Raw genomic sequence first — 25,139 nt, 5'->3', positions numbered from 1 at the left:
ACTTGGTAAAAAGGCGTTTTAGATCGATTTAAAGAAACAAAATAAGCGTTGTATTGAAGCCGATGAAACTGTATACTGATTTTTTTAACAAATTGGAGGTGATCGACTTGAATCTCAGTACGTTAATGAAAAAAGAGGTCTATATCCTTGTTCTGATGTCGTTAACAGTGCCATTAGCAGGTGAATTGAGTTTTTATCCTTTAAATGAAACGTTTCGAATAAGTTTTGGTCCGCCGGTACTTTTCTTCTTTTTACTATTATTACAGAAAACACCTGCCATTTTATCGGGCATCTTGACAGGAACAATGGTTGTTGTATTTCGTATTCTAATAGACTTTTTCATGCAGGATAATTTTCACTGGACGTCCACTTTTCAAGAACATTATCCTAGTTTTTTCTTTTATTTTACCTATTCCTTTCTTTTTTATTTAGCGAAAATCAACCGCTTTCAAAACCGATCATTGATTATTGGATTTATTGGTCTCATTATCGAAATATTGTCCGACTCTGTAGAATTAATCTTTCAATATTTTGTATTAGAAACAACCATTACGTTAGGTGCATTAAATGAGATGATTATAATCGCATTCGGTCACAGTTTTATCGTTTTAAGCTTTTTTAATATGATGAAACTTTATGAAGCACAATCAAGAGAAAGGCAAATCAGAAAACAAAATGAACACATGCTGATGCTCATTTCCAATTTATATGAGGAAACGATTCATTTAAAAAAAACATTAAAAAATGCAGAGAATATTACAAAGGAATCGTATGATTTGTATCGCGATTTAAATGAACGGGAAAAACGGGAAAAGCAACCTCATGTTCTCACACAGCCCTTTAGTCAAAAAGCATTACGCATCGCGGGTGAAATGCATGAAGTTAAGAAAGATAATCAACGAATTTTTGCTGGTCTCTCTAAATTGATTTCTAATGAGAGTTTTAAAGATTATATGAATGCTGCTGAACTTTTTCAATTAATTATCCGAATTAATGAAAAATATGCCATATCACTAGAAAAAGATATTCAATTTGAATACTCATTAGATGAAAACATCGAGTCAAATTATCATGTATATACCGTATTATCTCTTTTCAATAATTTAGTGACTAATGCAGTGGAAGCAATTAAAGAAAAGGGAATCGTTAGTTTAAGTTTGTATGAACTTTGCGACCATGTAGAATTTAAGGTTGCTGATAATGGTCCTGGGATCCCTCAAAAATATCAAAATGTTATTTTTAAACCTGGTTTCACTTCGAAATATGACCAATTCGGGACACCTTCAACAGGGATTGGACTCTCATATGTTAAAGAAGTAGTGAAAGAACTTGGGGGAGATATTCTATTTGAGAGTAAGCTTAACGGCGTCGTTTTTTCAATAAAGTTACCTATTCATAAGTTGATTCAGAAAGGGTGATTTCATGCGTTTTTTTATAACAGATGATGATTGTGCTATACGTTCAATCTTAAGCCAAATTATAGAGAATGAAGATTTAGGAGAAGTGGTGGAGGAAGCGGAAGATGGCAGTCTATTAGAAGGACATATTTTGAATTTAAAACAAATTGATATACTATTTATTGATTTATTAATGCCTATCCGGGATGGCATTGAGACACTTCGTCATATAAAAGATACATTTCAGGGGAAAATCATAATGATATCGCAAGTCGAATCAAAGGAACTGATTGGTGAGGCATACTCTCTGGGAATCGATTATTATATTACTAAACCAATTAATCGTATTGAAATTTTAACAGTTATTCGAAAAGTAATGGAACGTATTTATTTAGAAAGATCGATCACTAATATCCAAACCTCATTAAATAGTGTATTGCATTTTGAACAGCCAAAAGTTGCTAAATCAAATATTTTTAATGAAAAAAGGATAATAGAGGTGGGCGAATTTCTCTTATCGGAATTAGGGATTGTGGGAGAAAATGGATCTAAAGATTTAATAGAAATACTTCAATATTTATTTATGTATGAACGTACTCATACTTTTGAACAGCAGTTCCCAACTCTTAAAGATATTTTTGTAGAAATTACAAAAAAAAAGCTCGGACCATCAGCTGTACAGGCTGATATTAATCGAGAAATAAAAGCTGTCGAACAGCGAATACGCAGAGCGATTAATCATTCGTTAAATCATTTTTCTTCGCTAGGTTTAACAGATTTTTCAAATCCAAAGTTTGAAAATTATGCTTCTAAATTTTTTGATTTCACAGTCGTTCGCCAAAAGATGAAAGAATTGCAAAATGATTCAACAATAGTTCTTTCTCCTACCCGAGTAAATACAAAAAAGTTTATTCAAGTATTATTTTTCGAAGCGAAGCGCTTGAATCCAGAGGAGATAATTAGATATAAATAATCATAAAATTAAAACAGAAAACTACGGAAATTTGTTGAATTCCACAAAGCAAAAAAACCCCCTGAAATAAATATTTCAAGGGATTCTATCAACAATCATGATCTGTACACATCATATTTATTTTTTCAACAACAAATACATAAAATAAGGTCCACCAATTAAAGCGACCATAATACCCGCTGGAATACCCTCGGGTTCAACTATATTACGACCTATTGTATCTGCCAGCAATAGTAGCCATCCACCAATTAAAATGGCTATTGGAATAAATAATTGATTTCGAGGTCCCACTAATGATTTTGCTATATGTGGGGCCATAAGTCCAATAAATGCAATTCCACCTGTAACTGAAACGGCAGCAGCGGCTAGGGCAACAGCTGTTATAAGTAATACAATCCGTTCCTTTTCAATCGATACACCCACACCGATTGCAACAGGTTCGCTTAGCCCAAGAAGATTCAATCGGTTTGCTTTATATAAAGTAAATGGAATGAGTATAACCAGCCACGGAAGTATTGCCCATATGAAAGGCCAATCCGTACCCCAAATATTCCCCGCTAACCATTTCGAGATAAAATCAACTTTTGATCTTTCGGCTGATGAAATGAGTACAATCATCATACCGGAAAGTGCCATTGAAAACCCCACACCAATTAACACTAACCGTACAGGTTCAAGACCGCCCCTTCTTTTATAAGAGAGTACATATATTAAGCACGCCGTCAGTAACGCGCCGATAAAAGCGACAAGTGGAATCATATAAACAAATGAACCTGTGTCTATTGGGAAAAACAAAAAGAAAACCGCAATCGCAACACCAGCTCCAGAGTTAATACCGATAATCCCTGGATCAGCTAAGTCATTACGTGTTATTCCTTGTAAAATCGCACCAGATAGTGCAAGGGCCATTCCTGCTAAAAGAGTAATGATGATTCGTGGTAATCGGACGGAAAATAAAATGAATTCCTCTTTAAACGTCCCTTGCCCGAAAAGCGTTGGAATCAGTCGGTCATAAGATAAATTAGAGTACCCCGAACAGGTCCCAATAATGACTGTAATGATAATAAGTGCGAATAATGCAACTAGTATCCTTCGCTGTTTTTTGACTAAAGCTGACTGGATCATGAAAATGCTTTACCTCCTTTTCGAACGATTAGGAGGAAGAAAGGTAAACCTATCATCGCAACAACCGCTACCACAGGTGTTTCATATGGAGAATTAATTGTACGGCCAATTGTATCGGCAAGAAGCATGAAAGTGGCTCCTAAAATTGCGGACATAGGTAGGATGAAACGATAATCCGTACCAACAATGGCTCGAACCATATGGGGAACCATTAAACCGATGAACACCATATTCCCTACAAGCGCTACGGAAGCCCCGGCAAGGAGAATGATGACAACGAAGAGAATCGCTTTTATTTGTGTTGTCTTTTGACCTAATCCAACAGCTACTTCTTCGCTTAAGCTAAGTATAGTGAGCTGTCTAGAAAAGATAAAGGAGATCAAGATACCTATTAAAATAAACGGAACGATTACTTGAAGTTGACTCCATGATGTTCCGATATTTCCCCCTGCCGTCCACATCGATACATCTTTTGATACTTTGAAATAAATACCGACCCCTTGTGAAACGGCAAATAGGAATGCAGAAACTGCAGCGCCTGCTAAAACAATCCTTAATGGAGAAAATCCTCCCTTTTTCATTGCACCGATACCGAAGACCATAATTGCCCCGACAGCAGAACCAATAAAACACGCGATCATAATGCCTAAGTTATTAGCCGAAGGAATGAAGGCTAGGGTAATGGCAAGAGCTGCATTGGCACCTGCCGTCAATCCAAGCAACCCAGGATCAGCAAGAGGATTCCTTGTCATTCCCTGCATGATGGCACCAGAAACTGCAAGTGCTGCACCTACAAAGATGGCACCAACTTCACGAGGGAACCGGATTTCCCGAATGATGGAAATCTTATCACCTGTAGCATTGGACGTCAGTGCTTGCCATACATCCTTGACGGTAGCATCGGCTGCACCAAATACCATCGATATGATGAACATGCCGATAAAGGCAACGATCGCTATGATCAGTTTATATATAAATGGGATGAAACGTTGATTTTCATTAGTCATCTGTCTCTCTCATCTCTTTTTTATAGAATAAAAGGAGAGGAATCAGACTCCCTCTCCCTCGCTGTATCATTTTCCAAGAAAACTTTTTGAAAAGAAGTCTAATTGGTAATCTAATGTTATTGGATCATTGAAGTAGAATTTTTTTGCATCAGCTTCAAATAGTTGATTGTTTTTAACAGCAGGTATGTTTTTAAACGTATCTGTTTGTTGGAATGAATTGTCCTGATCTTTGTTATTGCTCAAAATGACATAATCACCGGCATAGTCTTTCAGGACTTCTAATGATAAGGCAAAGTAACCATCTTTCAATGCCACTTCTTTTACCTTTTCAGGCATGCCCAATTTCATTTCTTGATAAAGGATTTCCGTTCCACGGCCCCAATTATCGCCGTATACATAGAACTGTTTGTCAAACTTTTCGAATACGGAAACGGTAGCATCTTCACCAATTTTAGCTTTAATTTCATCACCAGTGGTTTTTGCCCGTTTTTTGAAATCATCAACCCATGCTTGAGCTTCTTTTTCTTTATTCAAAAGTTTACCAATTTCTACATGTTGTGTTAAATAGTCCACTTTTCCGTATGTATATGTTACGGTTGGAGCAATTTCTTTTAATTTATCGACATTTTTAATCGTTGATAAACCAATGATTAAATCCGGATTTAACTCGATGATTTTTTCCAAGTTTTCGTCAGTTACTTCCTCGACATCTTTTAATTTTTTAAAATTCGGGTTCATTTTAGACCAGGAATCAGCTCCTACAAGGTTAACATCCAAAGCCATGACATTACCTGCGAAAGAAGATAGTACTACAACACGCTTAGGATTCGCAGGCACTTCGACAGGCCCATTTTCAGATTGGTACGTGATGGTACCCGATTTTTCCTTTTTCGAATTCGAGCTCTCATCCTTTTCGGTTGACTCGTTACCGCAAGCACTAATAATTAACACTAACAGCAGAATAAATGGAATCATTATCTTTTTCATTTGTTGTCAATTCTCCTTTTAATAAATTGTATGTACTACACATTGGTTTGTTTGTTCGTTGATCTCGTCCGATTACCGCATCAATATGGAATACTTCCTTAAGTACATCATGCGTGATGACTTCTTCACAATCTCCTGCTTTCACTACTTCCCCGTCTTTTAAGGCGATGATATAATCGGCAAAGCGGGCAGCTTGGTTTAAATCATGAAGGACCATGACAATCGTACGTCCCTGTTCTTCATTCAGCTTCTGTAAAAGCTCCAAAACCTCTAGTTGATGTGCCATGTCCAAATAGGTGGTCGGCTCATCAAGGAAGATGATTTCTGTTTCTTGTGCAAGGGCCATTGCAATCCAAACGCGCTGGCGTTGACCTCCTGATAGTGCATCTACAGGCCGGAACTTAAAGTCTTTTGTTCCTGTTACTTCAAGTGCCCAGTCGATCACTTCATAATCTTTTTTGGTCAAGCGTCCGAAGCCTTTTTGATAGGGAAAGCGGCCATATGATACGAGTTCTCCGACTGTTAATCCACTTGCACTTTCTGGTGTCTGTGGAAGAATCGCCATCTTTTTAGCAAGTATCTTTGTGCTTTCTTTTGAGATATTTACTCCATCTAATACGACTGACCCAGAATTATTGGGAATAATGCGAGTGATTGCTTTCAATAGTGTAGATTTCCCACAACCATTGGATCCGATAATTGTTGTAATTTTTTTATCTGGAATTTCCACACTGAGATCTTTTACAATTAAACGTTCACCATAGCCAATATTTAAATTCTCTGTATATAGGCGAACCATTATTTAACCTCCATTTACTGAAAAATAAGTAAGTAAAAACTCAAATGAAAATGATTATCATTATCCATTACTTAATTACTATAATTCTATATAAATATATTGTCAATAGTTATTTATATGGCTATAAAAGGATAATTTCATGTTGGATGTATGGGGAACAATGCTAATACTATTTATCTAGAAAGGGATACCTGATTATTCCAATTAGAAATAAAAACAGAATGACCTCGGGGACAATACCCGAGGTCATCTAATGGTTAATTAATGATAGTAGACTTTTAAGAATAATCCATTTATGGATAAAAATTCAGATATCCCTATAAAGCGTATTTTATCTTTTAATGCTTTTTAAATCCTTGCTTTTCCACATAATCTTTCATATACATCCGGCTTTTCTTTCCGAGCATACCAGCCATTTGCTGTGTCCAGGTATCTTTTCGTTTGCCTTTTGTACGGCTTTCATAATAACTAGAAATCATTTCATTATACTCTTTCAGTTGACCGATAAACTCCTGCTTATCCGCCTGATAGCCATTTTCATGGTATATATTAGATTGTGGCAGACGTGGCTTTTTATCGGAACGATTTTTAGGATAGCCGACTACAAGGGCGAATAATGGAATAACACGATGTGGAATATTCAAAATCTCTGACACTTCCGGAAGATTGTTACGGATTCCACCGATATAGCAAATGCCAAGATCCATTGATTCTGCAGCCAATGCCGCATTTTGAGCTGCAAGAGCTGCGTCTATGCAAGCAACCATGAATTTTTCCGTACTTTCAATCGATTCGGAAAGGTCTGTATCTTCCATCTCAGCTATCCGATCATGTCGATATAAATCAGCACAGAAAACGAATAGGTGCCCATTGTTCTCTACATAAGATTGTGGTCCGGCAAGCTCCGCTAGCTTGGCTTTCTTTTCTGGATCGGTTACCCCAATGATTGAATACGCTTGAATATAACTTGAAGTTGATGCAGCCTGAGCACATTCAACAATCGTTTGAATTTGCTCTTCCGACAATAGCTTGTCCTCGAAAGAACGAATGGAACGGTGATCTAAAATCTTCTCAATAATATTATTCAAAGCTTCCACCCCTAAAAAAGTATGTAGGTAAAACATCTACCAGGGGGGCTATATCCCCCACTGATAGTATGGTAACAAAAGCATTAATCCATCAACCTTTTGTTTTCAAATCCAAATCACGATAATTTTGCTGCCTTAAGGCCTCATAAATTAAGATCGCTGCTGTATTTGACAGGTTTAGAGAACGAACTTTATCCGTCATCGGGATTCGCAGACAACGGTCTAAATTTTCATGAATCAGGTCTTTCGGAAGGCCCGTCGTTTCACGACCGAACATGAAATAAATCTCACTGTCCTGATCACTATAATCGAAGGTTGTATGCGGCTGCTCTCCAAATTTCGTTAAGTAATAAAATTCACCGCCGGCATTCTTCTCATAAAACTCTTCCAATGAATCATAATAATGGATTTTAACATTCTCCCAATAATCGAGACCGGCCCTCTTAAGCTGTTTGTCATCTGTTGAAAAACCGAGCGGACGAATAAGGTGCAGGGACGTGTCTGTTCCTGCACACGTTCTTGCGATATTACCTGTATTTGCTGGAATCTGTGGTTGATATAAAACTACATGTATTGCCACTTCATTTTCACCTCTAGTTTAAACTTCATCTAATTATAGCATTAAACAAACAGACTAAAAACCAATCACACTCCATCCAAAATCGAGAAAAATTTATAAACGATATTCGGTGTATATCTGCTCGAATCCTCGTACGTCCAGTATCGATGGCGACTGTTCATCGTATGGGCATTCACAAGCGGCATTCCGTTCTGATCCTTCGCCGTTACAATCAAGTTATGATCAAAGCGTCCGTTTCCTTCGAAGTCAATACACATGATATCGCCTATATCCATCTCCTCAGCTGCTTCTAAACGTTTTGTCTGGATTCCCTTCCCGCCAGCGAGCAGATTATATAAGGAGTGTGCAGTCGTCCAGGTATAGCTCCAGCTTTTCCCTCTTATCCACCAGCCCTTATTTTTGTTTGGCGCCCCCCACATTGGGATTCCTCCTGCATGCAAACATTGTGAAATGAAATTCGTGCAATCATCAGTGAACTTGTGGTACGCAGGATTAAATTCATTCCACCACCGCTCGGCATACTGAACGGCCTTCATCCTGTCATACTTATAAGAAAGCCGCTCCGAACCTTCTTCCCATTTTGGAGGCACCTCTTCTGGTTCAAAGCTTGGTACAAGGTCACGTTCATCTATTAAATATCCATCTCGAAACCTCGCCTCCCTCTCTTCCATTTCCTCTTCTATATAAAAAGAATCTTCCTGCTTCAATAAATATTGTAGATGTACTTTATAGGTCAATACCGTATCCTTTTCTTCCTTTCTCTTCGAGTGAACCTTTCCTGCAGCATTTACCCGCACAATTTCCGTAGAGCGGTTCCGCATTAACTCCTTTTTCAGATGCAATTTTCTTTCATCGCGTTCTTGAGTATCGGAAGTATAACACTCCACTCTTTCTTGCAAAAGCTGTTTCAATTGTTCCCTCAAAATTATGCCCCCCTTCATACCATCTATGCTAATGTGTATGTATGAGGGCATGGACAAAAACACAACTTCATTAAAGAAGAATATATTAATGGCCTGTTTTTGTTCATTTCCTCGAAATAAACTCTTATTAACAAAAGAAACTAGCAGAAACACTTAGAACATCACGAGCCAAGGTATCCACTTGATTAAATAATATATCTGAAAAATAAAAGGTATTATTAGTCCATCATCACAGCAGAATACAAAATCTACTCCCCCTGTATTCCGGTTGAAGGGTTTTGAGCTTCTCCCGCTCTATATAAAAAATTAGCCGGCAAACAGAAAGTTAGTCCAAGCATATCGAGCACTCTTTTTCACCTACATATTAAACCCTCATCCTCACATTTCTACAAAAAATAAAAAAAGCCGTCCCGTTAAATTTCTTACGAGGCGGCTATATCTGATATATTTAATATTATTGATGCTCCAAGGTAAACTGCAGTCCTTTTTCAATTTCTGCACGAACCTCTTCATCGGTTTCGTTCATTAAAGCTTCCTCTAAAATAGAGACTACTTGTTTCCGTCCAATTTTCCCAATCGCCCAGGCCGCGGTTCCCCGTAATACAGGCCGCGGATCTTCCTTCATGATCTGAATCAATTCGGGTAGTGACGTTTCATCTTTAAAGTGGGCTAATGCTAAAATGGCATTTCGCTGGATTGGCTTTTTGCCTCGCCACGAACCAGATACATAGCCGTATGTTTCTTTGAAATCCCGATTTGAGATCGTAAGCAGAGGCTTCAACAACGGCTTCGCAACCTCAGGGTCAGGCTCCATCTCTTCATGAAAGTGAAAATCCATTCCTTTGTTTTTCGGACAAACTGTCTGGCACGTATCACATCCGTACAAACGATTGCCTATTTTCGTCCTGAATTCATCAGGGAGAAATCCTTTTGTCTGCGTTAAAAACGCAATACAGCGCTTAGAATTTAGCTGGCCACCCTGCACAAGTGCACCTGTTGGACAAACATCCACACATTTATTGCAAGTCCCGCATTGATCTTCCATCGGTTGATCCGGTATAAATGGCAAGTTTGTAATCATGTCACCTAAATATACATAAGACCCAAATTCAGGAGTAATAATCATACTATTTTTAGCACTCCAGCCTATTCCTGCACGCTCAGCAACAGCACGATCCGATAATTCACCAGTATCTACCATAGACTTTGCCATTGCTCCTGGCACTTTATCTTTAATAAACTCCTCAAGTAACTGCAATTTATTACGAAGCACCGTATGATAATCCGTTCCCCAAGAGGCCCGGCAAAAAATCCCACGTCGCTCACTTTTTGTGCTTTGCGGTGCATTCTTCAATTTCGAAGGATAGGCCAGTGCAATCGAAATAATGGATTGCGGTTTATCAAAAATCAATTCAGGCCTGACCCTTTTTTCAATATCCGGTTCTTCAAACCCTGACTGATAATCTAGTTCCTGCTGACGGATCAGCCGACTTTTCAATTCCGTGAAATTAGAGGCTGATGTAAACCCAATTTTATCAATGCCAATCTCTTTACTATATATAATCACTTCTTGCTTAAGTGTATTCATATCCATATTTGTCACCTTCGTTCATTCATTATTCCCATCGAAGCTTGTATTCATTTCAAACCATTGCTATCTATGATAAACTAATTGCAATCATTTTTGGAGGTGTAACGCTTGGAAATTAACATTTCCGCTAATCTTAGCAGTAAAATCCCTGATTTCAAAGTTGGGATCATTACATATGAAAACATCGAAGTTGGCCCCTCCCCGCAAATGGTCAAAGGAAGACTGCAGTTATTTCAAGAAGCTCTTTTCTTCGATCTAGATGAAAAAGAATTAACCGATTTCCCGGGTATCAAAGAGTGGCGAAAGATTTTCAAAACGACCGGAACGAATCCGTCACGCTACCGTCCTTCCGTGGAAGCTCTATACCGTCGTGTTAAAAAACAAAATTACTTAACATCTATTCATTCCGCTATCGACCTGAATAACTTCTTCTCCCTTTTATATGAAGTGCCTATTGGCATATATGATGCGGATAAATTAACAGGAGATATCTCGATTAAAATTGGTGAGAGTACAGACGAGTATAACGGCTTGAATGGCCGCTTGAATTCAATGGAAAACATGATTACTTCTGCCGATCGTGATGGAGCATTTGGAAGCCCCTACGTTGATTCAGAACGAACAAAGGTCACGGAAGAAACGAAAAAGGCAATCCAAATCATCTATTTACAACCAAAGACACCAATCAAAGAAGCCCATCAGCTAACAGAGTCCTTAATGAAAATGTTCCTCGAAATCCACGGTGGAGAAGGAACTTATTCCATTTTAGAAGTATAATAACAATCGAGCAGAACTAAACCCCTTCCAAAATCGGAAGGGGTCTTTTTATAGGATAGGATATCACTGTGAATGTTTTTTCTTCTATTACAAACACATTCCCCAGTTTTGGATTCACTTGATACGCTTCCTGACATCATATCAACTAGTTTCTTAGTCACCCATGATCAGCCTTATCTCATACTACTTCCTTAAATTATAGGTACATACAAATCTAGACAATAAAAAAAACCCTACTGTAAACAGTAGAATTCTCATTATAAAATATTTAAACGCAAAGCTTCGTTCTCCAGGTAACGAAACCCTGCGTTATGAGTATGTATTGGAGCGGGTGAAGGGAATCGAACCCTCATCATCAGCTTGGAAGGCTGAGGTTTTACCACTAAACTACACCCGCATATTCTTGTAGAAATTTGTCGAATCGCTATCAACAAAATTAATTATATAGTTTATATTAAATAAATGCAATAGTTATTTTTAAAAAAATAATAAAAATTTAATGAATGTAACAATAGTATATTCATCACTCTATTAAAGATGTTAAAAAGTTCTCTAATAACAGAGAACTTTCCCTACATCTCCACTGTTAAGACCAGATGACTTCCATTAACGACGGGTATACCTGCTCCGCTGTTTCAAGTAACATGATCAACTTCCTGAAAGCTAGATCTGGTAAAAATTCTCCCTCAAGGGAATAAGAATAACGAATTGAAATAGTCCCTTTTTCTTCATACAACTTTGAATATCTAAAATTAGCATTATATTCATTTAACAGTGTATGTACATCCCGCCTTTTATCAGGATTCTTCAACTCGGCAACATTAAAGCAAAATAAATCCGCCACATTTTCATTTTGGTTGAAAGCAAAAACTAAAAGAACCTTCCAGCCATCCTTTAACTTTTGCTCTGCTCTAAAAAAGGTGGTGTCATCTTCTTTCAACTCATTCATATAGATTTTCTCGCGCGTTAAAAAATCTCGAAATTTAGCAACGTTTGACATGATCCATCACCTTTCTGTATGTATTTACATTTTATACTGAAAATTGGCATTTTTACAGACTTTTTCAATAAACCCTCTATTTTCAGCTAGTGCATTCATTCAGTTGAATTGAGGGAGCCAATAATAAGAACTCCCTTAAACAAAACTATAAGGTTAGCTTGAAACTCCTCCCCTAAACTGAAGAGCTTCTTGGAGGTCCAAAATCTCGTGACGAATTTTTGAAAACCCTTCAATTTCAGGTACGGTTTTATTTGTTGAAGATTGATCTTTATCTGCAGCTATTGCCATGGTTTCAAAAACATAAAGCAATTGAGCGAGATCCTTCTCTGAAAGAACTGGACGTTCAGAGTATTTCAAGCTGGCCTTTAGATAATACCCCAATTGTTCTATTGAGAATATTACGGGCCATAGAGACTCTAATCTGGCCTTGTTTTTGAATATCTCACCTAGAGATGTATTGTATACCGTTAATAGATTGACCATATTGGTTAGCATTTTGCTTCGTTCACTGCTCTCATCAAATGTAAGGGTCCTATTATTTTCAGAGAACGCCATTAATAAAAATTGGCCCTGACTTCGAATCGTTTTCGCGATAAAATGACTCAGAAGACTGGACGCTGATCGACTTCCGACTAACAATGACCCAGCAAGACCTATAATACTCCCTACAACGATATCAGTTATCCTTACTGTTGCAAAGAAACTGAAGTCGTAACTTTGAGTTGAATATTCTGCCATGATTAAAGCTGAAGGTGTAAAGAACATCGCAGCTAACCCATAATTCCGAACGATAAAAAGCTCTGTAATGAAAGTCAAACACAAGATGATTAGCACAATAATAAACTCGTTATGAACAGATGCAAGAATGAAACTTGCTAATAGGAGCCCAATGATTGTCCCGAAAGTCCTTTGAACAGCACGATGAAATGTGGCGATAATGGTAGCACCGGACATTACTGCAGCACAGGATAAGGGCACCCAATACGAACGATTAAAACCGGCTGAATAGGCGATGATAGCGGCGATAGTAAGGATTGTTCCATATCGTACAGAAGTGAGAAAGACTATGGAGTTTTTATCAAATGCCCCCAGAAATATGGTTTTTAGAGAAGGCTTTGAGATTAAGACTTCTTGATGAATTTTTTGAACCGGTTCATTCATGATGGCATCTGCATTATAGATTTTTATGAATAAATCTTCTACTTCTTTATCAACCTGCTCTGGCTGAAGAATCTTTGATTTATTTTTCGTTTTAGATCCAATAGAGTCAGCTAGTGCCTGAACGGATTTCCCTAATTCAGGTGGAAGTACGATCTTATTGTTCAAAGAAATTTCAAGAACTCTCAAGAATATCGTGTTCGCATGTTCATTTAAAAGAAACAACCGCTTAAATATATCTGTACTTCTCTTGGCTGAATACCCGGCTAAAAGCGTATTTTCTGCTTGCTTCATTGCTAGTACCGTTCTGTGTCTTGCTGTATTAAACTTCTCCGTCCCTATTGAATCAAAGAATACCGCCAACTCTCTATACACTTTTTCCACTGCATTAGTTTCAGGTCCATGGGGATTGTAAAACCAGCCTAACATACAGATTATCCAAGATAATGCCCCACCTAATAAAACAAGCCCTCCACGTAACGGCGCAAGTGATTGATCAACAGGCATACCTGTAGCAAGCGCAAAACTCAAAACGAAAAATATTGCCGAAGGACCAGTGATATTTAAAGCACCAAAAATGAAAAACACACATGCCCCAATAATCCCCATCACTATAGCTGTCCCTAGCTGATAAGGAGCCAAAAGGGTTCCTAAGACAACAGATAAAGAAAGGCCCCACATTACAAAGAAAATCTTTTTAGCTCTTTGCTCATACGGTTGGTTAAACACGTATAAATAAGAGAATCCACCAATTCCCGCCAGTAAACCGTACTCAAAATTCCCAAATAATAATCCTATGAATACAGGTAATGCAGCAGCAATTCCTGCACTCAATGCCTTTATCCACGGAAATGGATTCTTTTTTATTTCAAAAGCCTGTTTAAATGTCGTATGTATCGCTTCTAATTTCGGAGACTTTGAAGATACTCTTTGTTTATTTTTGCCCATTTTACTTTTCCTTTCATTAAATAATTCGCTCCCTATCTTCTCTTTTGACGCTATTCAACCGTTATCTTGATGGCTTAATCTAGAGCTTCTTTTAATATCCTTCATTAACAACAAAAGATACCTTAAAGGAAGAGGAATATACGTTAATCTTTCTCGTATCTAGGAAAAGGGAAACGGCCTTCCCCCGATTGAATATCGAAAAAAGGCCGCTTATTATATACCCTTAATATATACTCTTTTTCCAATACTGTTTTAAAGACTATGTCACAGCAATGTTACCCTCTACTAGGTTCCCATGCTTAGAGCGTAGCGTATTTAGGTTCTGCAACTTTTACAAGTTGTTTACCCAGATTCGTTCCTTTAAATAAACCTAGAAATGCATCAGGGGTATTTTCAAACCCTTCAATAATGGTTTCTTCATACTTCAATTTTCCTTGCTGTAGCCATTCCCCTAAATCTGTCGCACCTTCTTGGAATCTTTTGGCATAATTACCAACTGTGAAACCTTTCATAAGTGCACTCGTTTTGATCATCGCCGATTGCAGACGCGGCCCTAAATCTTTTCCTTCTGCATTATAAGAGGAAATCGCTCCGCATAATGGAATACGAGCATTTGTATTTAAAAGTGTGAAAACAGCATCCGTTACCTCACCGCCAACATTATCGAAATAAACATCGACTCCGTTAGGAACAGCGTTTTTTAAATCTGTCGCAAAGCTATCTTTTTTATAATTAACAGCTCCATCGAAGCCAAGCTCTTTTGTTAAATACTCTAGTTTTTCATCTGAGCCAGCAATGCCTACCACCTTAGCACCTTTAATTTTAGCAATTTGTCCAACTACTGAACCAACAGCCCCAGCCGCTCCAGAAACCACGACCGTTTCACCTTCTTGAGGTTTTCCGATATCGAGCAAACCAAAGTAAGCTGTTAAACCAGTCATCCCGAGAATCCCTAAATGAGTTGTGACAGGGGCAACTTTAGGATCAATCACTCGGATTTCTTTTTCATTGACCACCGTATACTCTGCCCAGTCGATATTCCCTACAACAACATCTCCTTGTTTGAAGGAATTCGAATTGGATTCTACCACTTCGGCAACAACGCCTCCAGTGATGACCTTATTCAATTCAAATGGAGCTATATATGATTTAGTATCTTGCATTCTTCCACGCATGTATGGATCGACAGATAAATAAAGCGTCCGTACTAATATTTGATCTTCTTTTGGTGTGGGAACATCACTCTCCACAAAGTTAAAATCTTCTTTCGAAGGCATTCCTTTTGGTCGGTTTGCCAGGGTGATTTTTTGTTGTTTGGATTGTGTCATTTTGCGTTCCTCCTTGATTTTGAATACGTAATATCTAAAAGTAAGCGTATCACTGTTAAAGATCCTTGGTCAAAAATTATGCCCGCTTGATTATTCCATACTATTCTATATGTAACCCTTACTAAAATATCTAAATCCTATGATATCTATTATGTCCTATCTATTTCATTCATATAAAGGTCATCTGGATTAGGGCAAACACCTGTATATTTTATACAAAAGGCTTTGGTAAACATTAAAGTTGATTTATGATTTGTTCAACGGCTTCATCTAATATGAAGTATCACTTATTTAACAAATCATTCATGTACGGATTTTTGTAGCTACGGCATTCCTATGTTTGCTCTTTTGGTAGGTTAACTAGCAAAACAAAGTCATGTTACCAGTTATTTCGAAAAAACCACTAAATAGAATAATTAACTTAGAAGTTCATATTCAATTCATAACTTCTTTGTATACTTCCTCTTGTAAAAAGGATTAAGAAAGGATGTAAATAAATATGTCAGAAGTTAAAAAGCAAAAAGGATGGCGCCAGTTTATTCGATTAGTTCAACAAACGAAGCCTTCTAAACTAATGATAGGGATTGCTTTAGTATTAAGCTTAAGTACAACAGGTGTAGGATTATTAGTCCCGTTATTCACAAAGAATCTTATTAATGATTTTTCAATTAGCTCACTAAGTACTGGACGGATCACACTTCTCGTTCTTGCAATTATTGTTCAAGCATTGGCTAGTGGATTTTCCATCTATTTATTAAATCGGATCGGGCAATCTGTAGTAGCGGGTATTCGAGATCAACTATGGAGAAAATTACTTGTATTACCCGTGAATTATTTTGATGAACATCAATCAGGAGAAACAGTTAGTCGAATGACAAATGATACAACTGTAGTGAAAGGATTAATTTCGGAACACCTATCTAATTTCGTTACAGGAATCATTTCCATTGTAGGCTCCATGATTGTGTTATTTGTACTGGATTGGAAAATGACATTGTTGATGCTCATTGCAATCCCACTCTCTGTTTTAATATTAATGCCGCTTGGCAAAAAAATGCATCAAATATCAAAGGGGATGCAGGATGAGACAGCAAGTTTCACCTCAATTCTCCAACAGGTGCTAACGGAAATCCGTCTAGTTAAAGCATCCAATGCAGAAACATTTGAATATCAAAATGGAAAGAAAGGGATTACCAAATTATTCCAATTCGGATTAAAAGAAGCAAAAATACAAGCTTTGATTGGCCCACTAATGAGTTTTGTCATGATGGCATTACTTGTCCTAATTTTAGGTTATGGGGGAATGCGTGTTTCTTCAGGAGCTCTGACAGCTGGAGCTTTAGTTGCATTCATTATGTACCTTTTCCAAATTATCATGCCAATGGCTCAATTAGCAGGTTTCTTTACACAATTCCAAAAAGCTACGGGTGCAACAGAGCGTATCATTTCCATTTTGGATTCAGAAGAGGAAGAAGACGCGAAGCAGCAAGTTCAAAATATAAGTCAATCAATCACCGTGGATCATCTAAACTATAGTTATAATAATGGAGAACAGGTACTTAAAGATATAAGCTTTACAGTTGAAGCAGGTAAAGTCACTGCAATTGTCGGCCCAAGTGGCAGCGGAAAAACGACTCTTTTCTCATTATTTGAGCGTTTCTATAAACCACAGCAAGGCTCTATTTCCATAGGCGGGAAATCCATAAATGATTTCACACTCCTTTCATGGAGAAGCCAAATTGGTTATGTTTAGCAAGAAAGTCCTATTGTATCAGGTACAATTAGAGATAATATCTGTTATGGAATAGATCGGGATATAACAGATAAGGAATTAAATCAAGTAGCTAAAATGGCGTATGCCGATCAGTTTATTTCTGAGCTTCCAAACGGATATAATACTGAGGTTGGTGAAAGAGGTATGAAATTATCAGGCGGTCAAAGACAAAGAATTGCGATTGCTCGTGCATTTTTAAGAAACCCAAAAATATTAATGCTTGATGAAGCTACCTCAAGCCTAGACAGCAAATCGGAAAATGTTGTTCAACAGGCGTTAAATGATTTAATGAAAGGTAGAACAACAATAGTAATTGCTCACCGCCTATCTACTGTCATTGATTCAGATCAAATCATCTTCCTTGAAAAAGGGAAAATAACAGGCAGCGGAACACATAAAGAACTATATAATACGCACTCATTATATCGCGAATTTGCTGAACAGCAGTTAAACAAACTTGAACTAGCCTAATTCATCGAAAGGAAAGAAGAAGGATGACAAAAATATTAATTGTCGATGATGATGCCCATATTCGCGAACTTATACAACTCTTGTAAAGAAAAGAAGGGTTTGATCTATATGAATCCTCAGATGGACTACAAGCATTGAACTTAATGGAGAAGGTGAAAATCGATTTAGCAGTTATTGATATAATGATGCCTAACATGGATGGATGGCAATTATGCAAAGAGATACGGGAATTTAGTGATATTCCCATTTTAATGCTGACGGCAAAAGGAGAAACAACACAGAAAGTAAAGGGATTTGGTCTTGGGGCAGATGATTATCTTGTAAAACCATTTGAACCAATCGAATTGGTCCTTAGAATAAAAGCATTATTAAAACGGTATAAAATCACTATTTCTCAAACATTAAATATAGGTGAATTAAAGATGAATCGCAACACACATGAAATGTCATTTAAAGACCAGGAATATACGATTCCTTTAAAGGAGTTTGAAGTGTTATTTAAACTTGCAAGTTATCCTGGAAAAACTTTCTCTAGGGAAGAACTTATTGAAGATATTTGGGGCTATGATTATGAAGGTGATGAACGAACTGTCGATGTTCATATTAAAAGAGTGAGAGAACGGTTTCCAGAATTGGAATTCCCATTTCGGATTCGAACGATTTGGGGATTAGGTTACCGTTTGGAGATAACAAGTTGACGGCCAATCGATTTTTCAAACCAATACTTGGCGGACTGTTTTTTCTGGCGTTTATGTCGTTTTGTTTTTCGGCTGGTTACTATATCATTCAGCTATTGCCTTTAAGACTATCCGATTATGTTCAATATCTAGCAACAATCATGACTAGCATCGCCATTATGATATCCATTGGTTATCTTATGCATGCTATAAATCACAATAAACGCGTAAATATTTACCTGGAGATCATTGATGCCTTAAGGAAAATTGCCAATGGCGATTATAATGTCCATTTGGATTTTAAAATGGATAAGAGAAACGGCGAAATAACCGAAATCATTAACCACTTCAATCACATGGCCAAACAATTGAAACAAATGGAAGAAATGCGGCAGGAATTCATCTCTAATGTCTCACATGAAATACAGTCGCCTCTTACTTCCATTGTAGGATTTGCCCAAGCGCTTCAATTTAATAAACTGACAATAGAAGAACGAAATCATTACCTCCATATTATTGAGACAGAGAGCAGGAGATTATCTAAATTAAGTGATAATCTTCTGAAGCTTACATCCCTTGAATCCAAGCATCATCCGTTTGAAAAAAAGAGCTATCGGCTAGATCAACAAATTCGAACAATTATTTTGGCTTGCGAACCGAATTGGATGCAAAAAGAATTAGTAATGGACGTATCATTAGAAAAGATTTCGGTCTTTATAGATGAGGATTTAATGAGCCAAGTATGGACAAATTTAATACACAATAGTATCAAATTCACCCACTATCATGGAACAATTACTATTCGATTACAACAGATTGATGATCAAGCAGTCATAAAGATTTCCGATACTGGAATTGGCATTTCAGAGAAAGACCAGTTTCACATATTCGAACGATTCTATAAAGCAGACCAGGCAAGGGAACGCTCAAAAAGTGGGAGTGGTTTAGGTTTATCGATTGTGAAAAAGATTATTGATATGCATGAAGGGTCTATATCTGTAAAAGGTGAACTCGGAAAGGGAACGACTTTTACAATACGAGTACCAATATCATGAAGAAAGTTTTCATGAGCGATTTTCTTATTTGGGTATAATTCATGCTAGGTCTCCTGGTTTTGATAAAAGTGTCCTGAGGCTGGCCAGCCTCAGGACACTTTTACCATACCAAGGGTCTTTTTACGCTCAAATCTCATTTTTATTCATTGGAGTGCTGCCCCCTTAGCTCCATAAGTAAAAACCTGCCTAAGCATCTCCCTTATTGAAGTAAAGCACCTGTTACTTTAAGTACACTATTTCACAATCTTCTATCTATTAAGCAACCTAACTTCAGCCCAATAATTGAAAAAAATATTCAATATTATACATAATAATTACACCTAATATTAGAAAAATAAGGGTGGTGACATATTGTTTTGAGTTCTTCAGGTACTTCCACTCAAGAATAGACCGAAAGCCTAATAATAGAAATAAATAAAGTATCAAAAGCCAATTCATATCATTTGTATTTACAGACGGAAAAGTGCATAAAAAGATGACTAAGATAACGCCTCTTCCCCATCGGTCAACAATTTTACCAGAAGTTCCCGAAATCTTTTTCTTTTCTACACCAAGTAATTTATTTATTGTTTTTTCTAATAAGATTCCCAAAATTATAAAAACAATAATAAACACCAAAAATCCCACAACAAATCCCCCGTTTATATCTATGTTTTCTTTATTATGTCATAAAATTTTTCAGTTATCTTGTTGAATTATGCTGCCCCGTTGGAAATTCGCGTGATATACCAGATCATCGCATCAATGTTTTTCTTTCAATTTCTCCTTTGGTAATCAAACCTTATTAACTAATCTGCCCAAATAGTTTAATTGATCCAATTGTCTTTGAACCTGATACATTCAAAGTTACTTTATATAGAATTATCAAATGAGGTTCTAGTAGGCTACGACACCCTTGTATATGGATGTTAAATGTACTTATTCGTGATTGTCGCAAGAAGAAAACGACAGATGAAATCATTCCTCGTAACAAGAGATTACGAGAGTTTTATAAATAAGAAACGTGAAGAAGGAAAATCCTTTAAAGTACCCGTGATAGCATGTGCAAATAAACTCTTACATTTGATTTATGCACTATTAAAAAGCAAATTAACTTTCCAATATCTAGACTAGTTTAAAAGAATATAATTAAATAGCCCAAAACTTCACAGAACCTTAGAAAGTTATTTGGTATGCACAAATTAAGCATCGCATGAAATATGTTAAGTGTTTATTGAAAAATGTTAACAAACTATTGGCTGGTATAATTGAATAAGAGTTATTGTATGTACTTGACAAAAAAACCGTTTGGACGATATCATTTAAAAAAACCGTCTGGACGGTTTTAAAAAGGATTGATACTATTTGGAATCGAAAGCTAACATGAAACGTAATCTTATCTTGAAATCTGCAAAAGAATTCATTATTCAAAATGATTTTAATGATTTAACTTTAGATGCTGTGGCAAAACAAGCTGGAATAAGTAAAGGTGGTTTATTATATCACTACCCAAATAAAGAAGCATTATTGGTAGGGTTAACACAATATATTTTTGAAGAATTCACTATGTTATTTGAAGAACATGCTAAGAAAGATCCAATAGAAAAGGGTAAATGGTGTCGTGCTTTAATAGAAACAACAAAAGAAGACTTGGACCACAATGCCGAGTTAAATGTAGGAATAATTGCTGCTTCTATGTTGAATCCTAGTTTATCAGAAAGTATTTCCAAAAGTTATCAGTATATGCAAAACAAAGTGGAACAGGATAATATAAACCCTATAACAGCAACTATTATTCGGTTAGCAATAGATGGTCTTTATTACTCAGAACTGTTTAATATAGCACCGTTAGATGACAAAATGAATAAGGAAGTAATCCAGCAATTAATAAATATGACAAAATAGGAGGAGTTCACCTTGAATCCATATGTAATTTTGGGAATAGCCATCATTAGTGAAGTATTTGGTAGTTCAATGTTAAAAGTATCAAACGGATTTAAAAAGTTGTTCCCTTCCATTGGAGTAATAATTGGAATGGGTATAGCCTTTTATTGCTTGTCTTTATCTCTTAAAACAATTCCACTGGGTACGGCTTATGCTATATGGTCAGGAATAGGCACAGCTTTAACCGCATTAGTGGGTGTTATCGTTTATAAAGAAAGTTTTAATCTGAAAAAATTTCTTGGTTTAGTCCTAATCATTGGTGGAGTTGTTGTTTTGAAACTCTCAAGTGGTGGCGCTCATTAACCTTTAGAGAATCGGAGGTAATAGTTTGAAAGGTTATATCGCTTTAGGAATATCAATTATCAGCGAAATATTCGGCACGACAATGCTTAAATTGTCGGAAGGATTCACAAATTTATTCCCTTCAATTGGAGTTATTCTTGGTTTTGGAATAGCATTTTATTGCTTATCATTATGTCTTAAAACAATTCCGTTAAGTTTAGCTTATGCTATTTGGTCAGGAATAGGAACAGCTATAACAGCGTTAATTGGTGTACTGTTATGGCGAGAACCATTTAGCATCATTACATTAGGTGGCTTAGTATTAATAATTGGAGGGGTAGTTTTATTAAATGCTTCTAATACTTCAGAACAAGTAAAAAAATCATCAAACTAAAGGTTTGATGATTTTTATTCTTAAAATGATTCTTGCTAGTTAGTCTCATTCACGCCTATTGAAAGCACTTTGTCTTATCTATTCAATATAGTTGACGTTATTATCTTGACACCATTTTTTAGCAATTTGTTTAAAGCGCTCGTCACGATATGAATACCATTGATCTTCGATTTCAAAATCTATTATTTTGTCCTTAAATTTTCTAAAGGCACCCTTTCCCTTAATTTCTAATAATAAAGAATTTCGCTTTCGTAGATCACTAACAGTTAGGCAGAAGTCTTCCATCATTTCATATTCATTGACATCATATTTAGTTGGTAACTCTATGTAATTCTCAAAGTTTTCAACAACATCATTAGCAACCCTTAAATTTTCTTGTTGCCAATCAGGTAAATGATTGAATGGTTCATCATCTTCAGCAGCTCTCAAATCATTAGAAGTTACAAAAAAAATTTCACCCGTATTAATATTTAGAAATGATTGAGACTCTTCAAACTGTATTTCCATTTCTTCAATAATATCTTTAAGCTTTACTTGTACAGTCATGATATGGGATCACCTTCTATATTTTTTTACAATCGCACCTGTTAGTTCTACAAGAATTATTTAACTAATGGATTAATGATGCTCTCAAATTATTAATGCCATTTTCCAAATAACCCTTTAAACAAGTTAACATATATACCCAACCCTCTTTTTGTCCTATCATTTTGTTTATTATCTCGGGGTCATCTTCTTTAAAGCCTAATTCGTTTACTTCAATAATTGTACTCGTATTATCCAACTCTTTTAGTGTAATTGTAACAACCGTTTCTTGACCATATTCTCCCCACGAGAAAACAATTTTTTTATCTTCCTCGACTTCCAATACATTGATAACCCCTTCAGCATTGTATTCATCATATCTCCAAGTAATCGTCTTTCCTCGTTCCACTCTTCCAGTTCCCGATGAAAACCAATAATTAGACATTTTTTCAGGGTCTACTATGGCTTCAAATACCTCATTAACTGGTTTGAGTATTTTAAATTTCGTAGTTACTTGAGTATCCATACAAAATCAACTCACTTTCGGAATATTTGATAATTCTTCCATTATATCTATATCATCATTAAATAAACAAATTATATACTTTCTTAACTTCTAAAAAAGTCCTTTTATTTATTTAGTTCTTCTTCAAATAATCTGCCCCGTTACCAAACCAACTCCCTTATTGAAGTAAAGCACCAGTTAGTTTATTATTTGCTACCACAACTAAAAAGTTACAGTTTAGCGGAAGAATAATTTTTATAATAAGGAAAATTATTGAAATTAAATGTTAAAATGTAGTTGTATTAGCAACGGGAAGAAGACTAATCCGACTTGTTAAGGAATGCATGAGTGACTGAATCAAACAAAAAATTTGATCGCACTGTATTAGGCTTTATTCGAGTTATAAAGTACTGGAACACTAACTTTCTAAAAAAATATCTTCTGTGACTATTATCTATAGGCTGGAAAGGGGCTCTTATGAAAAGACTGTTTTCGATTATGTGTATCATCGTAAGTGCTTTAGTATTATTGCTAGGGTGCAGTACTAAGGAGGAAGAAAAGGTGGAAAAGAATTCGAAGGAGGTTGGCTCGTTGAACGCTATTGAAGGTACGTGGGAAGGAGAAATAATGATTCCAAATCAGCCGCTCCCGATTATTGTTCATTTCACGAAGAAAGATGGAACGATAAGTATTCCTGTACAAGGATTGAACAAATTCCCCTTAACAAGTGTAAAGTTAAATAAATCAGACTTGTTTTTTGATATGAAAATTCAAAATCAGCAAATAACGTTTGATGGGAAAGTAGATCAGGAGAAGATTTCAGGAACATTTGTTCAGCAAGGACAAGAGTTTCCTTTTGAATTGCTCAAGAAATCTGATGAAAAAGATGAGGAAAAAAGATCAGGTGAAGTTGTGAAGGCCGACTTGGAGAAAGGAACCATGTATGGACTTTTAGAAACACCAAAAGATGAAGGTCCTTTTCCTGTGATGATTATAATTGCGGGTTCGGGTCCAACTGATAAAGATGGGAACTCCATTGCACTTCCTGGGAAAAATAATAGTTTGAAAATGTTAGCAGAAAGTCTTGCAGAAAAAGGTATCGCAAGTATTAGGTATGATAAGCGCGGAGTCGGGGTAAATATGAATTTGGCAGGAAAAGAAGAGGAACTGAGATTCGAACAATATATTGAAGATGCAGCTGCATGGGTTCAATTTGCTAAAAAGGATAGCCGTTTTTCTAAAGTTGGCATCATCGGTCATAGTGAGGGTTCATTAATTGGAATGGCAGCTGCAAAGAAAACAGAGACAGACACATTCATTTCATTAGCTGGAGCAGGCGAACCTATTGACCAAGTACTTCTTAAACAACTTGAAGAGCAGCTGACACCGAAGTTATTAACAGAGTCTAAAGATATATTAACAAAACTAAAACAAGGTAAACAAGTTGAGACTGTAAGTGCAGACTTGCAAAGTGTATTCCGTCCTTCTGTTCAACCTTACATGATTTCTTGGATTCAATATAATCCGATAGAATTAGTAAAAGAGCTAACTATCCCTGTTCTAATTGTAAACGGTAATAGAGATATTCAAGTGGCGTCCACTAATGCAGAAGCGCTACACAAGGCAAAAGGAGATTCTGAATTACTTATACTCGAGAAGATGAATCATGTATTGAAAGAAGCACCTGTAGATCGAGAGAGAAATCTAGCAACCTATACAAATCCTGAACTACCATTATCATCTGGATTGGTAGATGGAATTATTGAATTTTTAAACGAATATGACATATCCAGTAATTAAAATCAAAAAAAAATAATTAATAACTGGGGGTTCCTCGGGATGTGTAGCTTTG

At 36.4% G+C, this 25,139-nt stretch carries 22 protein-coding genes, 1 tRNA gene and 3 pseudogenes; 11 read left to right on the top strand and 15 right to left on the bottom strand.

The genetic code is table 11. From position 1 onward, the window contains the following. Positions 1-98 precede the first annotated feature (98 nt). Together NST21_RS04895 and NST21_RS04890 are read left to right on the top strand one after the other, a co-directional pair. On the top strand, positions 99-1,418 hold the full coding sequence (locus NST21_RS04895; RefSeq protein ID WP_340892457.1) for an ATP-binding protein: 1,320 nt from the start codon (positions 99-101) through the stop codon (positions 1,416-1,418). A gap of 4 nt (positions 1,419-1,422) precedes the next feature. Then, positions 1,423-2,370: a response regulator gene (locus tag NST21_RS04890; RefSeq protein WP_340888031.1), complete on the top strand. Its 948-nt coding sequence runs from the start codon at positions 1,423-1,425 to the stop codon at positions 2,368-2,370. A gap of 117 nt (positions 2,371-2,487) precedes the next feature. On the opposite strand, the gene NST21_RS04885 is transcribed toward NST21_RS04890, so the two are convergent. The 8 genes from NST21_RS04885 to queG all read right to left on the bottom strand — a co-directional run bounded on the left by NST21_RS04885 (position 2,488) and on the right by queG (position 10,473). After that, positions 2,488-3,495, bottom strand: a complete 1,008-nt coding sequence (locus NST21_RS04885; protein WP_340888030.1) for a FecCD family ABC transporter permease — start codon at positions 3,493-3,495, stop codon at positions 2,488-2,490. Beyond that, positions 3,492-4,502, bottom strand: coding sequence for a FecCD family ABC transporter permease (locus NST21_RS04880; RefSeq protein WP_340888029.1), 1,011 nt, complete (start codon positions 4,500-4,502; stop codon positions 3,492-3,494). The genes NST21_RS04885 and NST21_RS04880 overlap by 4 nt, the downstream gene beginning before the upstream one ends. 66 nt (positions 4,503-4,568) lie before the next feature. Beyond that, positions 4,569-5,489, bottom strand: coding sequence for an iron-hydroxamate ABC transporter substrate-binding protein (locus NST21_RS04875; protein ID WP_340888028.1), 921 nt, complete (start codon positions 5,487-5,489; stop codon positions 4,569-4,571). Then, positions 5,440-6,288 (bottom strand): ABC transporter ATP-binding protein, encoded by an 849-nt coding sequence (locus NST21_RS04870; protein WP_340888027.1) that lies wholly within the window; start codon positions 6,286-6,288, stop codon positions 5,440-5,442. Before NST21_RS04870 ends, NST21_RS04875 begins: the two co-directional genes overlap by 50 nt. Positions 6,289-6,626: 338 nt before the next feature. Next, entirely contained in the window at positions 6,627-7,376 is a 750-nt protein-coding gene (nfsA, locus tag NST21_RS04865) for an oxygen-insensitive NADPH nitroreductase (RefSeq protein WP_340888026.1), read from the bottom strand. A 91-nt stretch (positions 7,377-7,467) separates the two neighbouring features. After that, positions 7,468-7,956, bottom strand: coding sequence for a tRNA (uridine(34)/cytosine(34)/5-carboxymethylaminomethyluridine(34)-2'-O)-methyltransferase TrmL (gene trmL / locus NST21_RS04860; RefSeq protein WP_053344672.1), 489 nt, complete (start codon positions 7,954-7,956; stop codon positions 7,468-7,470). A 65-nt stretch (positions 7,957-8,021) separates the two neighbouring features. Further along, entirely contained in the window at positions 8,022-8,879 is an 858-nt protein-coding gene (locus NST21_RS04855) for an amidase domain-containing protein (protein ID WP_340888025.1), read from the bottom strand. A gap of 454 nt (positions 8,880-9,333) precedes the next feature. Beyond that, positions 9,334-10,473: a tRNA epoxyqueuosine(34) reductase QueG gene (gene queG / locus NST21_RS04850; RefSeq protein WP_340888024.1), complete on the bottom strand. Its 1,140-nt coding sequence runs from the start codon at positions 10,471-10,473 to the stop codon at positions 9,334-9,336. A 105-nt stretch (positions 10,474-10,578) separates the two neighbouring features. Between queG and NST21_RS04845 the strand changes: the two genes are divergently transcribed. After that, complete coding sequence (locus NST21_RS04845; protein ID WP_053344669.1) at positions 10,579-11,247, top strand: B3/B4 domain-containing protein; 669 nt, start codon at positions 10,579-10,581, stop codon at positions 11,245-11,247. Between the two features lie 323 nt (positions 11,248-11,570). Here the strand turns inward: NST21_RS04845 and NST21_RS04840 are convergent. The 4 genes from NST21_RS04840 to NST21_RS04825 form a co-directional block, all read right to left on the bottom strand. Continuing rightward, a tRNA-Gly gene (locus NST21_RS04840) sits at positions 11,571-11,644 on the bottom strand. A gap of 189 nt (positions 11,645-11,833) precedes the next feature. Further along, complete coding sequence (locus NST21_RS04835; RefSeq protein WP_098176604.1) at positions 11,834-12,247, bottom strand: YbjN domain-containing protein; 414 nt, start codon at positions 12,245-12,247, stop codon at positions 11,834-11,836. Between the two features lie 153 nt (positions 12,248-12,400). Beyond that, on the bottom strand, positions 12,401-14,353 hold the full coding sequence (locus tag NST21_RS04830; protein ID WP_340888021.1) for an FUSC family protein: 1,953 nt from the start codon (positions 14,351-14,353) through the stop codon (positions 12,401-12,403). Positions 14,354-14,652: 299 nt separating this feature from the next. Beyond that, entirely contained in the window at positions 14,653-15,681 is a 1,029-nt protein-coding gene (locus NST21_RS04825) for an NADP-dependent oxidoreductase (RefSeq protein ID WP_340888019.1), read from the bottom strand. A gap of 493 nt (positions 15,682-16,174) precedes the next feature. On the opposite strand from NST21_RS04825, the pseudogene NST21_RS04820 reads away from it, so the two are divergent. From NST21_RS04820 to NST21_RS04810, 3 genes and pseudogenes are all read left to right on the top strand, one after another. Next, a pseudogene (locus NST21_RS04820) lies at positions 16,175-17,926 on the top strand (ABC transporter ATP-binding protein). Between the two features lie 23 nt (positions 17,927-17,949). Next, positions 17,950-18,624, top strand: a pseudogene (locus NST21_RS04815) (response regulator). After that, the gene (locus NST21_RS04810) at positions 18,621-19,658 is read left to right on the top strand and encodes a HAMP domain-containing sensor histidine kinase (RefSeq protein ID WP_340888018.1); all 1,038 of its coding nucleotides are present in this window, start codon (positions 18,621-18,623) and stop codon (positions 19,656-19,658) included. Before NST21_RS04815 ends, NST21_RS04810 begins: the two are co-directional and overlap by 4 nt. Positions 19,659-19,928: 270 nt before the next feature. On the opposite strand, the gene NST21_RS04805 is transcribed toward NST21_RS04810, so the two are convergent. Then, a complete protein-coding gene (locus tag NST21_RS04805; RefSeq protein WP_340888016.1) occupies positions 19,929-20,285 on the bottom strand; it encodes a DUF4181 domain-containing protein in 357 nt (118 codons plus the stop codon). Between the two features lie 182 nt (positions 20,286-20,467). Here NST21_RS04805 and NST21_RS04800 point away from each other — a divergent pair. The 4 genes and pseudogenes from NST21_RS04800 to NST21_RS04785 all read left to right on the top strand — a co-directional run. Continuing rightward, positions 20,468-20,771 (top strand): annotated as a pseudogene (locus NST21_RS04800) (IS110 family transposase); the annotation flags it as partial. 231 nt (positions 20,772-21,002) lie between these two features. Further along, positions 21,003-21,542, top strand: a complete 540-nt coding sequence (locus NST21_RS04795; protein WP_340888015.1) for a TetR/AcrR family transcriptional regulator — start codon at positions 21,003-21,005, stop codon at positions 21,540-21,542. A 69-nt stretch (positions 21,543-21,611) separates the two neighbouring features. Further along, positions 21,612-21,884, top strand: coding sequence for a DMT family transporter (locus tag NST21_RS04790; protein ID WP_235569608.1), 273 nt, complete (start codon positions 21,612-21,614; stop codon positions 21,882-21,884). A 25-nt stretch (positions 21,885-21,909) separates the two neighbouring features. Continuing rightward, on the top strand, positions 21,910-22,257 hold the full coding sequence (locus NST21_RS04785) for a DMT family transporter (RefSeq protein WP_057217908.1): 348 nt from the start codon (positions 21,910-21,912) through the stop codon (positions 22,255-22,257). Between the two features lie 78 nt (positions 22,258-22,335). Here NST21_RS04785 and NST21_RS04780 read toward each other — a convergent pair whose 3' ends face one another. After that, the gene (locus NST21_RS04780; protein ID WP_340888012.1) at positions 22,336-22,803 is read right to left on the bottom strand and encodes a UPF0158 family protein; all 468 of its coding nucleotides are present in this window, start codon (positions 22,801-22,803) and stop codon (positions 22,336-22,338) included. A gap of 64 nt (positions 22,804-22,867) precedes the next feature. Continuing rightward, positions 22,868-23,308: an SRPBCC family protein gene (locus NST21_RS04775; protein ID WP_340888011.1), complete on the bottom strand. Its 441-nt coding sequence runs from the start codon at positions 23,306-23,308 to the stop codon at positions 22,868-22,870. Positions 23,309-23,764: 456 nt separating this feature from the next. Between NST21_RS04775 and NST21_RS04770 the strand changes: the two genes are divergently transcribed. Then, positions 23,765-25,087, top strand: a complete 1,323-nt coding sequence (locus NST21_RS04770; RefSeq protein WP_340888009.1) for an alpha/beta hydrolase family protein — start codon at positions 23,765-23,767, stop codon at positions 25,085-25,087. The last annotated feature ends 52 nt before the right edge of the window (positions 25,088-25,139 follow it).

The organism is Peribacillus sp. FSL K6-1552 (assembly GCF_038005205.1).
Taxonomy (GTDB): Bacteria; Bacillota; Bacilli; order Bacillales; family DSM-1321; genus Peribacillus; species Peribacillus butanolivorans.
This window is presented reverse-complemented; position numbering and strand designations above follow the sequence as displayed.

Coding starts and splice junctions, on each gene's coding strand:
- NST21_RS04890 (WP_340888031.1), top strand. CDS start 1,423: ATGCGTTTTTTTATAACAGATGATGATTGTGCTATACGTTCAATCTTA.
- NST21_RS04885 (WP_340888030.1), bottom strand. CDS start 3,495: ATGATCCAGTCAGCTTTAGTCAAAAAACAGCGAAGGATACTAGTTGCA.
- NST21_RS04880 (WP_340888029.1), bottom strand. CDS start 4,502: ATGACTAATGAAAATCAACGTTTCATCCCATTTATATATAAACTGATC.
- NST21_RS04875 (WP_340888028.1), bottom strand. CDS start 5,489: ATGAAAAAGATAATGATTCCATTTATTCTGCTGTTAGTGTTAATTATT.
- NST21_RS04870 (WP_340888027.1), bottom strand. CDS start 6,288: ATGGTTCGCCTATATACAGAGAATTTAAATATTGGCTATGGTGAACGT.
- queG (WP_340888024.1), bottom strand. CDS start 10,473: ATGGATATGAATACACTTAAGCAAGAAGTGATTATATATAGTAAAGAG.
- NST21_RS04835 (WP_098176604.1), bottom strand. CDS start 12,247: ATGTCAAACGTTGCTAAATTTCGAGATTTTTTAACGCGCGAGAAAATC.
- NST21_RS04830 (WP_340888021.1), bottom strand. CDS start 14,353: ATGGGCAAAAATAAACAAAGAGTATCTTCAAAGTCTCCGAAATTAGAA.
- NST21_RS04825 (WP_340888019.1), bottom strand. CDS start 15,681: ATGACACAATCCAAACAACAAAAAATCACCCTGGCAAACCGACCAAAA.
- NST21_RS04790 (WP_235569608.1), top strand. CDS start 21,612: ATGTTAAAAGTATCAAACGGATTTAAAAAGTTGTTCCCTTCCATTGGA.
- NST21_RS04780 (WP_340888012.1), bottom strand. CDS start 22,803: ATGACTGTACAAGTAAAGCTTAAAGATATTATTGAAGAAATGGAAATA.
- NST21_RS04775 (WP_340888011.1), bottom strand. CDS start 23,308: ATGGATACTCAAGTAACTACGAAATTTAAAATACTCAAACCAGTTAAT.
- NST21_RS04770 (WP_340888009.1), top strand. CDS start 23,765: ATGAAAAGACTGTTTTCGATTATGTGTATCATCGTAAGTGCTTTAGTA.